Source organism: Acinetobacter sp. LoGeW2-3 (assembly GCF_002688565.1).
Taxonomy (GTDB): Bacteria; Pseudomonadota; Gammaproteobacteria; order Pseudomonadales; family Moraxellaceae; genus Acinetobacter.
This window is the reverse complement of record NZ_CP024011.1, coordinates 269,917-283,518: the sequence shown is the minus strand read 5'-3', so window position 1 is coordinate 283,518 and position 13,602 is coordinate 269,917. Positions and strand designations below refer to the sequence as shown.

The window sequence follows — 13,602 nt, the reverse complement described above, 5'->3', positions numbered from 1 at the left end:
CTAAGGAGAAAAAAGATGAGCTATACCAAACTGACCCGTGACCAGATCGCTGAACGTGTTGCCCAGGACATTCCAGATGGTGCTTATGTCAATTTAGGCATTGGCCTACCCACTAAAATTTCAAGCTACCTGCCTTCAGATAAAGATGTATTCCTGCATTCTGAAAATGGTTTGCTGGCATTTGGCCCACCACCTGCAGAAGAAGACCGTGATCCTGAACTAATCAATGCCGGAAAAGAATTCGTCACCATGCTTGAAGGCGGTGCTTTTTTCCATCATGGGGATTCTTTCGCGATGATGCGCGGTGGACATCTTGATATTGCAGTCCTGGGTGCTTTCCAAGTGGCTGAAAATGGTGATCTAGCAAACTGGCATACCGGCGCACCGGATGCGATTCCTGCAGTCGGTGGCGCGATGGATCTGGCGGTTGGTGCCAAGAAAGTCTTTATCACCACCGATCACGTGACCAAAAAAGGCGAACCCAAAATTGTGGCTGAGCTATCTTATCCAGCAACGGGTCTGAAATGTGTCGACCGCATCTATACCGACCTGTGCGTGATTGATATCACGGCTGAAGGTATGAAAGTGATTGAAAAAGTTGAAGGTCTGTCATTTGAAGGACTACAGTCGATGACGGGTGCAACATTGATTGATGCGACTCAGGGTTAAGTTATTTAAGGAAAATTAAATCCCCCCTAAATCCCCTGAACGAGACTTAAGCATTGCTTTAAGTCGATGTGCAAGAAAGGGGGACTTTCGAGAATAGTTGCCGGAAGTTCTCCTCCCTTTGATAAAGGGAGGTTGGGAAGGATTAAAGAGCGGGAAAATAAAATATGAAAAACGCATATATCATCGATGCCATCCGTACTCCATTCGGTCGTTATGCTGGTGGACTGGCACCTGTTCGTGCTGACGATCTGGGAGCTATCCCGATTAAAGCCTTGATGGAACGTAACCCAAGTATCAACTGGGAAAAAGTGGATGACATCATCTATGGCTGTGCCAATCAGGCCGGTGAAGATAACCGCAACGTGGGTCGTATGTCAGCCCTGCTCGCAGGTGTGCCATATCAGGTACCGGCAACCACGATTAACCGTCTTTGCGGATCCTCCCTGGATGCGGTAGCAATTGCTGCTCGTGCCATTAAAGCCGGTGAAGCCAATCTGATTATGGCTGGTGGTGTGGAATCCATGTCACGCGCCCCTTTTGTCATGGGTAAGTCTGAAACAGCTTATGGCCGTACTCAAAAGCTTGAAGATACCACCATGGGCTGGCGTTTTATTAATCCAAAACTGAAAGAGTTGTACGGTGTTGAAACCATGCCACAAACGGCTGAAAACGTGGCAGAACAGTTCAATATTAATCGTGAAGATCAGGACAAGTTTGCCCTAGCTAGCCAGCAACGCACAGCCGCTGCACAAGCCAAAGGTTTTTTCAAAAAAGAAATCGTGCCTGTGGTGATTCCTCAGCGTAAAGGTGAACCTGTTGTTATCGATACCGATGAACATCCGCGTGCTTCAACTACACTTGAAGGTTTAAACAAGCTGAAACCAGTGGTGAAAGCCGATGGGACTGTCACTGCGGGGAATGCATCAGGTATCAATGACGGTGCAGCAGCACTCTTGATCGCTTCTGATGAAGCCGTTCAAGAATATGGTTTAAAACCACGTGCCAAAATCATTAGTGCAACCGTGGTGGGTGTTGAACCACGCATTATGGGCTTTGGTCCGGCACCAGCGATCAAAAAGCTACTGGCCCAGACCGGTTTGACACTAGATCAGATGGATGTCATTGAACTGAATGAAGCCTTCTCTGCACAAGCGCTGGCAGTGACCCGTGATTTAGGTCTAGCAAATGATGAAGCACGCGTAAACCCAAATGGTGGTGCCATTGCGATTGGCCATCCACTCGGTGCTTCCGGTGCCCGTCTGGTGACTACTGCCTTGAACCAACTTGAACAAATCGGTGGAAAATATGCTCTCTGTTCAATGTGTATCGGGGTGGGCCAAGGCATCGCGCTGATTATTGAACGTGTATAAATTTAAATCCTATTTCATTTCTTGCTTAAAAACAAAACAATGAAAGGTATTTAAAACAAGTCAGAAAAGGATATTCAAATGAGCCAATTGTATGCAAATCTATTTTACCAAACCGAGATCACGGCAATATTTAGTGATGAAGGAATGGTGTGTTATATGTTGCAAGCAGAAGCAGCATTGGCTCAAGCTCAGGCGAAAGTGGGGGTGATTCCTGCTTCAGCGGCAGCACATATTGTGCACGTTGCTCATCAACAGGTGGACGAGGTCATTGACTTTACTACGCTTGCAAGTGCATCAGGACTTGCTGGAAATATTGCAATTCCCTTTGTGAAGCAATTGACGGCTGCGGTTAAAAAAGTCGATGAAGATGCTTCACGCTATGTACATTGGGGAGCAACAAGCCAAGACATTATTGATACTGCATGTATTTTGCAGTGCCGTGATGGCTTGAATTTAATTGAAGCTCAACTCATCCAGGCGATGTTGGCAACTCGAAAATTGACTGAATGCTATCGTGACCAAGTCATGATTGGTCGGACATGGTTACAACAAGGTTTGCCACTGACTTTTGGCCATAAAACTGCACGTTGGTTGGCAAGTTTGCAGCGTGATTTTGACCGTGTACAAGCTCTTAAAAATTCTGCATTAACCGTACAATTGGGCGGTGCAGTCGGCACGCTCGCATCACTCCTTGATCAGGGCAGTGCCGTAATTGAAGCCTTTGCAGCAGAACTTGATTTAAATGTTCCGGATTGTACCTGGCATGGCGAACGCGATCGTATTGTTGAAATTGCCCATGTGCTTGCAACGATTACAGGTAATTTGGGCAAGATGGCTCGTGATTGGTCGCTAATGATGCAAACTGAAATTGCAGAAGTGTTTGAACCAAGCGGGGCAGGGCGGGGTGGTTCATCAACCATGCCACATAAACGTAATCCTGTAGCAGCCGCATCAATTTTGGCAGCTGCGAATCGTGTACCTGCACTGATGTCGAGTATTTATCAAAGCCTGGTTCAGGAACATGAACGCAGTTTAGGATCTTGGCATGCTGAATGGCTTGCATTGCCTGAAATCTTTCAATTGTCTGCTGGCAGTTTGGCACGTGCAATTGAAGTGTTTGAAGGACTCGATGTCCAAGCTGACAACATGCTTCGTAATCTTGAATGTACCCAAGGCTTGATCATGGCTGAAGCGATGATGATGGCATTGGCACCAAAACTAGGTCGACTCAATGCCCATCATGTGGTGGAAGCGGCGTGTAAACAAGCAGTCGCTGAGAAACGTCATTTACTTGATGTAGCACAAAATAATGCTGAAATCACAGCAATTTTTGATGCACAGCAACTGCAAGATATTTTTAATCCGCAACATTATTTAGGTAATACCCAACAGCAAATAGATGCGGTATTACAACGTGTACAAGGAAAGACAGCATGATTTCACTGATCAAGAACCGAAATGGCCAACAATTGGCGGTTTATAGCTTTGGTGATGCGACTCAGCCAGCCATTATTTTTTCCAATTCATTAGGTACAGATCATGGCATGTGGCAGGCACAGGTGACTGTATTTGCACAGGATTACTTCGTGATTTGTTATGACACTCGTGGCCATGGAAAAAGTGCTGTGATTGACAATAGCACGCTAACCGATTTGGCAAATGATGTCGTAGATATTCTTGATCACTTTAATATTGAAAAAGCGCATTTTTGTGGCATTTCAATGGGGGGGATCACCGGCCTGCAACTTGGTTTAATTGCGCCACAACATTTTCTAAGTATCACCATTGCAAATTCGGCAGCAAAAATTGGTCAAGAAACAGCGTGGTTATCACGTGCAGATACTGTAGAAACAGAGGGCTTGGCAGATATAGTGAGTACTACGCACATGCGTTGGTTCAGTGACAAGTTTGATTATATTCATGATGCCATTGCGCAGCAGAGCATTCAAAGCCTATCGGTAACCCCACCAAAAGGATATGCAGCAGCATGTCGTGCGCTTGCTCAAGCGGACTTACGTGAACAAATTTCAGCGATTCAAGTCCCTTGTCTGGCGCTATGTGGTGGACTTGATCCGGTAACCACAGTCGCAGATGGCGAATTTATGCAAGCGCATATACCGAATTGTGAGATCGCTGTAGTGGATGCATCACATTTATCCAATATTGAAGCACCACAACAATTTAACCAAATCTTTGCAGAATTTATTGCAAAGCACTGATTTTAATTAAAGATCGTTATGGAGTGAAGGTGTTCCTCAGACATCTTCAGTCCGCCTTATAAACGTGAAAGAGTGTATTTATCATGAATGATGAAGAACGTTATAAACAGGGAATAGAAGTACGCACTGAAGTGTTAGGTGAAGCACACGTCGGACGCTCTTTGGAAAATTTAAATGACTTTAATGAAGATTTCCAAAACTTCATCAGTCGTTTTGCTTGGGGAGAAGTATGGTCACGTCCAGGACTACCACGTCATACACGTAGTCTGGTGACCATCAGTATTTTGCTCGCATTGGGTCGTGAAGCTGAGTTACGTATGCATATTCGTGCATGTTTTAACAATGGCGTGACCAAAGATGAGCTTAAAGAACTGTTTTTACATGCTTCTTTATATGCGGGTTTACCAGCTGCAAATGCTGCGATGCACATGGCAGAAGAAGTTTTCGCAGAACTTGGTATTGCACCGACAAAACTTAAATAACGGAAGATTTTTCAAGATTGAACAAGGAGAGATTCATGTCTCAGATACTATTAGGCGCCTATGCGCAGCGTAATACCGATGATCATCCACCGGCGTATGCACCAGGTTATAAAACCAGTGTATTACGCTCGCCAAAAAATGCATTGATCTCGATTGCAGAAACACTTACAGAAGTGACTGCACCTCACTTTAGCGCTGATCTTTTGGGTCCAAAAGATAATGACCTGATTTTAAACTATGCCAAAGATGGTTTACCGGTCGGTGAGCGCGTAATTATTCACGGTTACCTACGTGACCAATTTGGTCGTCCAGTCAAAAATGCCATGATTGAAGTATGGCAAGCCAATGCTTCAGGCCGTTACCGTCATCCAAATGACAAGTTTATTGGTGCAATCGATCCAAACTTTGGTGGTTGTGGTCGTATGTTAACGGATGAAAATGGTTTCTTTGTTTTCCGTACTATTAAACCAGGCCCATACCCTTGGCGTAACCGTATTAATGAATGGCGTCCAGCCCATATTCACTTCTCAGTGATGGCAGATGGTTGGGCACAGCGCTTAATTTCTCAGTTCTACTTTGAAGGCGATACGCTGATTGATAGCTGCCCAATTTTAAAAACAATTCCTTCAGAACAACAGCGTCGCGCTTTGATAGCCCTTGAAGACAAGAGCAACTTTATTGAAGCAGACAGTCGTTGTTACCGTTTCGACATCACACTACGTGGTCGTCGCGGTACTTATTTTGAAAATGAATTGACTTGATAAGGAGCGTCATGATGAACGGTTGGAATTTTCAGGAATTACGTGAAACACCATCACAAACAGGTGGTCCGTATGTACATATCGGTTTAATGCCAAACCAGGCTGGTATTGAAGTATTTGAACATAGTTTCAATAACCAATTGGCGAAAGCAGAAACTCAAGGCGAACGTATTCGTTTAGAAGGTCAGGTATTTGATGGTCTAGGTTTACCACTCCGCGATGTTCTTGTAGAGATTTGGCAAGCAGATGCCAATGGTGTCTATCCGAGCCAAGCCGATACACAAGGCAAGCAAGCCGATCCAAACTTCTTGGGTTGGGGCCGAGCTGCTGCTGACTTTGAAACCGGTGTATGGAGCTTTGATACGATTAAGCCAGGCGTTGTGCCAGGCCGTAAAGGCACTAAACAAGCACCGCATATTGCACTGGTAATTTTTGCACGTGGGATTAACTTAGGTTTACATACTCGTGTTTATTTTGACGATGAAGCTGAAGCCAATGCCAATGATCCATTATTGAATGGTATTGAGTGGGCGCCACGTCGTGAAACCTTGATCGCAAAACGCCAGGAGCGTGATGGTCAAGTGGTGTATCGTTTTGATATTCGCGTTCAAGGCGAAAATGAAACGGTATTCCTTGATATCTAAGCGTTTGAAAGAAAGCTGAAACGACAAAAAAAGGTCAGTGATTTCACTGACCTTTTTTAATGACTTTAATTTTTATTTTAGTCTAATACCATAAAAGCTGCACTTGTTTTAGCTACTAACTTGCCTTGCTGCCAGGCTTCACTTTCAATACTGAGAATTTTACGTCCTTCCTTAATAAACCACGCTTTCGCCTGTACTTCACCGACTTCACATGGTCTAAAAAAATCCATCGATAAATTAATCGTCGCGGCAGGTTTTGCAGTCTGATTCAATGCTGCCAAAATACCCATCGCATCATCGAGCATGGCACAAATCATACCGCCTTCCACACTACCACGCGGATTGGTAAAGCTCTCGAGTGCAGTATAACTCACAGCTATTTCACGTTTTTCTGTATCCCACTGAATATTATGACCACCCAATAAATGATGAATCGGTGGCAATTGACTAAGATTAAACATGATAGTTATCCCATGATAAAAAAGCTCCAAATGAAATTGGAGCTTTGAGTTGATTATTTAAATTTCCATGTGTAATCAATATTGATACGGGTCTCATTGGCCGGTTTAATGTTGGCAGTGAGCGGCATATCGTTATCATAAATGGCATAACGTGCACGTAGTCCAAGATTTTTCAGTGGGCCATTTTGCAGCGTGTAGCCAATATCAAAATCGAGTTCATCTTCCTCAAAATCGGTGCCCCCGAGTTGCGGCGCATAAATATTACTACCATGGGTATAGCGGGTCATAAAACGTAAGCCCGGAACATAGTCTTTAAAATCATATTCATAACGGGCACTATAAACACGTTCTTTAGCATTTAAGAATTCGCCTGTCCATGTGTCGATGGTTAAGCCCGTTTCACCGCCCGTTAAATAAGGGAAGGCAGTGTCACCTAAATGATGGAAGGTAGAAAGAATGAATTTATGATTTTGATGTTTTAGCTCGGAGTGGCTATGGATCAGATTATTATCGACTTTACCTGCTTTGGCAGCCCCATCAGCATCACTCAAATAGTAACGTAGCTGGCTGGTCAGTGCGGTATCCTCATTAAAGGCATGTCTGTAGGTAACGCCCAATAATGATTGATGATACAGATCTTCGACATCCATATGGAAGGCGGTCAGTTTTAGTGGATAATTATTGAGATCATAATGGCCACCAAGATAGTACAAATGATCTGTTTCGGCTGATATATAACGGCCGTTCACCCCAGAGATTTTAATGTTTTCATAATTGGTCGAATCACGGTGATTAACCTTGTCTATATAGGATGCTTGTAAATCGAGACCCTGCACATCTTTAGACTGAACTGCTACCCCGCGATAGGTTTGAGGTAACAGGCGGGCAGGGGAACCGACAAGTACTGGTGTCATCGGTTGTAATGTACCGACGCGGACTTCAGTTTGAGCAACTTTGGCTTTTGCGGTGATCCCAATTTCCCCATATTGATCTGCTGGCTCATTGGTTCTGGCATTACGTGGCAGGTTTCCTGTACCACCATACTTTGCATCAGCATCCAGCTTAAACCCGGCAGTGGCCAAAATGTCGATACCAAATCCAATAGGGCCTTCGGTATAACCTGACTGGGCTTTTAAAATGAAGCCTTGGCTCCAGTCCCGGAGTGCCGGATAACGGTTTTCAACCTGAAAATCGCGATCGAAGTAGAAGTTACGAGCCGTTAAATCCACTTTACTTTGCTCAATAAAACTATTGGCAAAAGCAGGTGTAGTTAAAAGTAAAAACGGTGTGATCCATAAATTTTTCATCATTATTTCATCCTGAAACATTATTGAAAATATTGTTTTTAAGTCATGCGTGTTTTATTTCCCCAAGAGTTCGCGTGCTACGATCTCCTTCATAATTTCATTGGTTCCCCCATAAATTTTTTGCACACGCGCATCGACGAAGAAGCGCGAAATTGGATATTCCTGCATATAGCCGTAGCCCCCAAAGAGCTGTAGGAGCTGGTCAATGACTTCACATTGGGTGTCAGTAATAAAACACTTCAATGCGGCCACTTCAGTCACACTTAGGGCATCTTTGCTATATAGGTCTTTACAGCGTTCAACAAATGCTTCAGCTGCAAGCGCTTTAATTTGCGCTTGTGCAAGCACAAAACGTGTATTCTGGAATTGAGATAAAGCTTGACCAAAGGCTTTACGTTCAAGCACATACTCTTTAGTAATGTCGATGGCACCTTGGATTGATCCAAGTGCCATAAGTGAAATGCTGAGACGTTCGCGTGGCAATTCTTGCATCAGATAGCTAAAACCGTGGCCTTCTTGACCCAAAAGTTGATTTTTAGGTACATGAACTTGGTCAAAAAACAGTTCAGCAGTGTCTTGGGCATGTAGTCCAATTTTTTTCAGACTGCGTCCTTTTTTCACTCCATCTAAATGAGCATCAACGAGTAAAATGGAAATGCCTTTGGCGCGTGCTTGCGGGTCAGTTTTTGCAACCAGTACGATTAAGTCGGCATGATGTCCATTGGAAATAAAGGTTTTAGAACCGTCCACCACATAATGATCGCCATCTAAAATGGCTTGGGTGCGAATTGCTTGTAAATCGGAACCAGCATTGGCTTCCGTCATTGCGATCGCGGTGACCACTTCACCTGAGACCATCTTGGGTAACCAATATTGTTTTTGTTCTTCGCTACCAATATTTTGGATATAAGGGGAGACAAGTTCGCTTTGTCCTCCAATACCAACTGCCAAGGCAGTAAAACCGGCTTTGGCGGTTTCTTGCACCAGCATTTGTGAATAGTGAATCGGCGCACCAAAGCCCCCGTATTCTTCAGGGACATCAACACATAAAAAACCATTTTCCCCAAGCTTGTGCCATAGTTCGCGTGGGATTAAGCCTTGCTCTTCCCAAGTTTCATAAAATGGTGCAACGTGTTCTGCTAAAAAACGTTGATAATTATCACGGAACAGCTCGAAATCACTATCTTTTTGCATAGAATTATCCTTAATTTGAATGCAACTGCCCAAGCAGCGCTAGAAAAAGCGCTGCTGAACTCAGGGTAAGGGCTTATTGTTTAAGAGTTGGAATACGAATAATTAATGGATTATTAACGTGTTTTTCATAGAGTTCCTGCACCATGCCAGCACGACGTTTCAAAATGCCACTCTGATTTAAGTTACCTTTGTCAGTGGTTTCTCCGGCATCCAATTGTGGAGACTCTGTCATTAAATACAGCATTGATACGGTATTTGAACTGCCAGTGGCGTCTTTATTGAAGTCCACCAGGAATTGTTTAAACCATTGCTGTACTTTAGGGTGGCTCAATACTTCTTGGGCTGTCACGTGTTTAAGATCTAAACCAGCATATTCAGCACAAGCTGAAAGTTTCGGGAAAATCAGAAAACCAATTGCATTCAGGTTAGAGCCGGTAATGCAAACATCTTGAATTAATAGATTGCCATTAATCAGGACTTTATTGCGTAAGGTACCCACATTAACAAAGGTACCGGTATTGAGTTTAAAGTCTTCGGCAATACGTCCGTCATACATGAGACCTTGGCTTGGATCGTTTGGATCAACAAGCTTTACGGCATCGCCAGTACGATAAAACCCTTCTTCATCAAAAATATCAGCCTGCTGTTCTTGAGGTAGACGCCAATAATGTTTCATGACGTTTTTGCCGCGAACACAAAATTCAAGTTTGTCACCACATGGTGCCAGTTTGACTTCACAGCCTGGCGCTGGGTAACCAATAAAGCCCGCCATGACTTTAGGACCTGTAGTAAATACACAAGAGGGCGCAGTTTCTGTCATACCTAAGCCACTCATAATACGGATGCGTTCACCGCAATGGTCTTGTGCAATCTGATCTAGACGGTTCCAGCCTGCTTCAGATAGCGCAGCCCCAGCAAAAAATAACACTTTGACACGGCTAAAGAATTTTTCACGGAGTTCTTCATCCTGTTCAAGTGCTACCGTGATTTCTTCCCAACCCTTCGGAACATTTAAATATACCGTTGGTGCAATTTCTTTCAGGTTACGAATGGTTTCTTCCATTTTCCCCGGGACCGGTTTGCCATCATCAATATAAATCGTGCCGCCATTGTAAAGTGCGATTCCGACATTATGGCTGCCGCCGAAGGTATGATGCCATGCCAACCAATCGACCAAAATCGGTGGTGTATCTTCAAATTCTGGGAAAGTTTGCAGCAACATTTGCTGATTGGTGCAGAGCATCAAATGTGTGGTCGGCACTGCCTTTGGCATTTTGGTCGAGCCAGAGGTAAATAAAAATTTGGCAATTTGATGTTCATCAATCGTGGCATAGTGGGCCTTGATATCCTTGATTTCAGAATCAAGCAGTGTTGCAAAGGAAGTACATGCTTGACCACCAAGCTGACCGGATGTGGTGACTACTTCAATATCATCAGCATTACGGCAGTGCTCAATGGCAGTCGCAAAAGCATCCCCATCATTGGCAAAAACTAAACCAGGTGTAAGGACATCAAAGATATGTTTGAGTTTGCCAAAATCTTTGGAAATTAAAGAATAAGCCGGGGAAACCGCGGAAAAAGGAATCCCTGCAAGCATTGCCCCCATGGATAGGGTGAGATGCTCCAAATCGTTGCCAGATAAAATGACGATAGGACGTTCAGTCGATAAATGTGAATATTGTTTTAAACTTTGTGCAATACGCCATGCACGATTTGCTGTTTCGGCATATGTCAGTTCAATCCATTGACCTGAACCATCACGTTTTGCAGCAAATATGCGGTTCGGATGTGTCTCTGCATATTGAAGTAAACGGTCAGTTAATTTTTGTGGGTAAGGCTTGAGCTTTTCTTTTGGAGAAATATATAAGGTGCCGTTCTTATATTCAAAATGTGTTTCATGACTGCCTAATTTAACAAAACGTTCAGGATATTTATGCGATTGAACTGTCACGCGTGCCATTGTTATTACTCCATGTATTTTTATCTATTCTTTTCCCACGAAAAGAGTTGACCTCATGTCAACTCTTTGTATTTTCGTTAGATCGGGTAGTGACGTGGGCTTGTTTGTATAGTCACCCAACGTAATTCGGTAAATTCAGCAACAGAGACTTTACTTCCAAACCGTCCGTAACCACTTTGTTTTACACCACCAAACGGCATTTGTGCTTCATCGTGTACAGTCGCGCCATTGATGTGGCAGATCCCAGATTCGATACGTTTTGCTACAGCAAGCGCCTGTGCTAAATCCTGGCTAAACACAGCTGCAGATAAACCAAATTCGGAATCATTTGCCAGTTCAACCGCTTCATCAACAGTTTTAAAGCGTTGTACCGTGCACACAGGGCCGAACGATTCTTCGGCATAAATCTGCATATTTTTAGTGACATTGACCACGATCGTAGGTTGCATGATAGCACCGTCGATGTCCAAACCGAGTGGTAAATTTGCACCTTTTTCACGTGCATCTTCAATTAGCTTTCCAATACGTGCAGCTGCTTTTAAGCTTTCCAGCACACCAAGTGGGGCATCACTCTCAAGTGGATTGCCAGCGCGAATAGTTTTGACTTTCGCCACGAGTTTTTCGATAAAGATATCCGCAATTTTTTCATCTACCAGAACACGTTCTGTGGACATGCAGATTTGACCCTGGTTAAAGAAAGCACCGAAGGTTACGGCATTGACAGCTTCATCTAGGTCAGCCTGATCAAGCACAATTACAGGTGCTTTTCCACCAAGTTCGAGCAGGACAGGTTTTAAATATTTAGCTGCTGTTTCAGCAATAATTCGGCCCACATGGGTTGAACCGGTAAAATTAATACGCTTGGTCAGTGGGTGGCTAATTAAGCGTTCCACAATTTGCGGAGCATCCTGTGCCGCATGGGTTATGACATTGACTACGCCATCTCCGATCCCTGCCTCATGTAACACTTCTCCAATTAGACGATGTGTTGCAGGGCATGCTTCAGATGCTTTAAGAACCACAGTGTTGCCACAGGCAAGCGGCATAGCTAATGCACGTGTGGCAAGAATCACAGGGGCATTCCATGGTGCCATCCCGACGATGACACCACAGGGTACGCGAATGCCCATCGCCATGTTGCCTGGTACATCTGATGGAATAATACTACCATCAATCTGTGTGGTCATAGCTGCAGCTTCGCGTAGCATATTGGCCGCAAGGTGAACATTAAAACCATACCACGTTGCAGTTGAACCTATTTCATGAATCGCAGTCTGAATAAATTGTTCAGTTTTTTGATCCATCAGGTCCGCCGCTTTGAGTAATTTTAAACGACGGTCTGTTGGAGAAAGGGCAGACCATGTTTTAAACGCCTCGTGTGCGGATTCGATCGCACGATCAACATCCGATAAAGTTGCAGCAGCGCTGATTGATGCAACCGAGCCATCGATCGGGCTGATTCTTTCAAAAGTTTGTCCTGAGCTTGCTGCAACGGATTGACCGTGAATAAGTAACTGTACGTTTTGCATGGCAAATGTTTCCTTACATGTCCATCATGACGAATGTGTATTGAGACTGCTTAAGCAGGGCGTTTGTAAGCTTGAAGACCTGGCTTGATTGACTTGTCATCAAGGAATTGCTTCAGACCTTGTTCACGACCACCTTCATCATCACGATGATTACATTGATCCAGTTTTGCATATAAGTAATCTTCGTTTTGTTCCCAAGTCAGTTCACGGCAACGTTTGAAACCATTTTTCGCGGTACGTAGTACAACCGGGTTTTTCTCAAGTAAGTTGTTAGCCAGTTCAGTGACTTCAGCACGAAGTTGCGCAAGTGGAACACTCTTATTCACTAAGCCCATATTGGCAGCCTCAACACCTGAGAAGGTTTTACCCGTCATGATGTAGTACATCGAAGTACGGTGACCCACAGTATCTGCCATTGCTTTGCTTACCAGGTTGCCCGGTGGGATACCCCAGTTGATTTCAGATAAACCAAAGGTTGCTTCGTCTGCTGCAATGGCAAGATCACATGCGACAAGTGGAGAGAAACCACCACCAAAACACCAACCGTTTACCATAGCAATTGTTGGTTTTGAATAGAAACGAAGCAGATGCCACTGCCAGCGAGATGCATCACGGCGAATACGTTCTTGGAAGATCTCTGGTTGATTATCGACTTCGCGGAAGTATTCTTTTAAGTCCATGCCAGCTGTCCAGGAATCTCCGGCGCCGGTCAAAACAAGTACACGTGCTTCAGGGTCTAATTCTAGAGTTTCGAGTACATCGATCATTTCTTTGTTCAATGTTGGGCTCATTGCATTTTTCTTTTCTGGGCGGTTTAAGGTTACCCATGCAATGCCTGCATCCACTTGTACGTCAACAGTTTGCCAGCGGTTTTGATAAGACATGTGTTGCTCCTTGATGTTTGTTTATGTCCTGATGAGGTTTAAGATAATATCAGTTAAACTTACATTCAAGTATTATTTTGAATATTTAAAAAATAATTTATAAACCAATGTAATTTAATAAA

13 protein-coding genes are annotated in these 13,602 nt (G+C 43.9%); 7 read left to right on the top strand and 6 right to left on the bottom strand.

Going from position 1 to position 13,602, the window contains the following annotated elements; genetic code table 11:
* Positions 1-15: 15 nt before the first annotated feature.
* The 7 genes from BS636_RS01360 to pcaG all read left to right on the top strand — a co-directional run bounded on the left by BS636_RS01360 (position 16) and on the right by pcaG (position 6,145).
* Entirely contained in the window at positions 16-669 is a 654-nt protein-coding gene (locus BS636_RS01360) for a 3-oxoacid CoA-transferase subunit B (protein WP_099337181.1), read from the top strand.
* Between the two features lie 164 nt (positions 670-833).
* Positions 834-2,039, top strand: a complete 1,206-nt coding sequence (gene pcaF, locus BS636_RS01355; RefSeq protein ID WP_099337180.1) for a 3-oxoadipyl-CoA thiolase — start codon at positions 834-836, stop codon at positions 2,037-2,039.
* A gap of 78 nt (positions 2,040-2,117) precedes the next feature.
* A complete protein-coding gene (gene pcaB, locus BS636_RS01350; RefSeq protein WP_099337179.1) occupies positions 2,118-3,476 on the top strand; it encodes a 3-carboxy-cis,cis-muconate cycloisomerase in 1,359 nt (452 codons plus the stop codon).
* Complete coding sequence (locus tag BS636_RS01345) at positions 3,473-4,258, top strand: alpha/beta fold hydrolase (RefSeq protein ID WP_171265975.1); 786 nt, start codon at positions 3,473-3,475, stop codon at positions 4,256-4,258. Before pcaB ends, BS636_RS01345 begins: the two co-directional genes overlap by 4 nt.
* 83 nt (positions 4,259-4,341) lie before the next feature.
* A complete protein-coding gene (gene pcaC / locus BS636_RS01340) occupies positions 4,342-4,740 on the top strand; it encodes a 4-carboxymuconolactone decarboxylase (RefSeq protein ID WP_099337178.1) in 399 nt (132 codons plus the stop codon).
* 35 nt (positions 4,741-4,775) lie between these two features.
* Positions 4,776-5,501: a protocatechuate 3,4-dioxygenase subunit beta gene (gene pcaH / locus BS636_RS01335; RefSeq protein ID WP_099337177.1), complete on the top strand. Its 726-nt coding sequence runs from the start codon at positions 4,776-4,778 to the stop codon at positions 5,499-5,501.
* Positions 5,502-5,515: 14 nt separating this feature from the next.
* Complete coding sequence (gene pcaG / locus BS636_RS01330) at positions 5,516-6,145, top strand: protocatechuate 3,4-dioxygenase subunit alpha (protein WP_099337176.1); 630 nt, start codon at positions 5,516-5,518, stop codon at positions 6,143-6,145.
* A gap of 77 nt (positions 6,146-6,222) precedes the next feature.
* Here pcaG and BS636_RS01325 read toward each other — a convergent pair whose 3' ends face one another.
* The 6 genes from BS636_RS01325 to BS636_RS01300 form a co-directional block, all read right to left on the bottom strand.
* On the bottom strand, positions 6,223-6,606 hold the full coding sequence (locus BS636_RS01325) for a PaaI family thioesterase (protein ID WP_099337175.1): 384 nt from the start codon (positions 6,604-6,606) through the stop codon (positions 6,223-6,225).
* A 53-nt stretch (positions 6,607-6,659) separates the two neighbouring features.
* Positions 6,660-7,913 (bottom strand): OprD family outer membrane porin, encoded by a 1,254-nt coding sequence (locus tag BS636_RS01320; protein WP_213064236.1) that lies wholly within the window; start codon positions 7,911-7,913, stop codon positions 6,660-6,662.
* Positions 7,914-7,967: 54 nt separating this feature from the next.
* The gene (locus BS636_RS01315; RefSeq protein WP_099337173.1) at positions 7,968-9,107 is read right to left on the bottom strand and encodes an acyl-CoA dehydrogenase family protein; all 1,140 of its coding nucleotides are present in this window, start codon (positions 9,105-9,107) and stop codon (positions 7,968-7,970) included.
* A 73-nt stretch (positions 9,108-9,180) separates the two neighbouring features.
* The gene (locus BS636_RS01310; RefSeq protein ID WP_099337172.1) at positions 9,181-11,067 is read right to left on the bottom strand and encodes a feruloyl-CoA synthase; all 1,887 of its coding nucleotides are present in this window, start codon (positions 11,065-11,067) and stop codon (positions 9,181-9,183) included.
* Positions 11,068-11,144: 77 nt separating this feature from the next.
* The gene (locus BS636_RS01305) at positions 11,145-12,596 is read right to left on the bottom strand and encodes an aldehyde dehydrogenase (RefSeq protein WP_099337171.1); all 1,452 of its coding nucleotides are present in this window, start codon (positions 12,594-12,596) and stop codon (positions 11,145-11,147) included.
* A gap of 50 nt (positions 12,597-12,646) precedes the next feature.
* Positions 12,647-13,480 carry a p-hydroxycinnamoyl CoA hydratase/lyase gene (locus BS636_RS01300; RefSeq protein WP_099337170.1) on the bottom strand — a complete coding sequence of 278 codons (834 nt, stop codon included), beginning with the start codon at positions 13,478-13,480 and terminating at the stop codon, positions 12,647-12,649.
* Positions 13,481-13,602: the final 122 nt, after the last annotated feature.

Coding starts and splice junctions, on each gene's coding strand:
- BS636_RS01360 (WP_099337181.1), top strand. CDS start 16: ATGAGCTATACCAAACTGACCCGTGACCAGATCGCTGAACGTGTTGCC.
- pcaF (WP_099337180.1), top strand. CDS start 834: ATGAAAAACGCATATATCATCGATGCCATCCGTACTCCATTCGGTCGT.
- pcaB (WP_099337179.1), top strand. CDS start 2,118: ATGAGCCAATTGTATGCAAATCTATTTTACCAAACCGAGATCACGGCA.
- BS636_RS01345 (WP_171265975.1), top strand. CDS start 3,473: ATGATTTCACTGATCAAGAACCGAAATGGCCAACAATTGGCGGTTTAT.
- pcaC (WP_099337178.1), top strand. CDS start 4,342: ATGAATGATGAAGAACGTTATAAACAGGGAATAGAAGTACGCACTGAA.
- pcaH (WP_099337177.1), top strand. CDS start 4,776: ATGTCTCAGATACTATTAGGCGCCTATGCGCAGCGTAATACCGATGAT.
- pcaG (WP_099337176.1), top strand. CDS start 5,516: ATGAACGGTTGGAATTTTCAGGAATTACGTGAAACACCATCACAAACA.
- BS636_RS01325 (WP_099337175.1), bottom strand. CDS start 6,606: ATGTTTAATCTTAGTCAATTGCCACCGATTCATCATTTATTGGGTGGT.
- BS636_RS01320 (WP_213064236.1), bottom strand. CDS start 7,913: ATGAAAAATTTATGGATCACACCGTTTTTACTTTTAACTACACCTGCT.
- BS636_RS01315 (WP_099337173.1), bottom strand. CDS start 9,107: ATGCAAAAAGATAGTGATTTCGAGCTGTTCCGTGATAATTATCAACGT.
- BS636_RS01310 (WP_099337172.1), bottom strand. CDS start 11,067: ATGGCACGCGTGACAGTTCAATCGCATAAATATCCTGAACGTTTTGTT.
- BS636_RS01305 (WP_099337171.1), bottom strand. CDS start 12,596: ATGCAAAACGTACAGTTACTTATTCACGGTCAATCCGTTGCAGCAAGC.
- BS636_RS01300 (WP_099337170.1), bottom strand. CDS start 13,480: ATGTCTTATCAAAACCGCTGGCAAACTGTTGACGTACAAGTGGATGCA.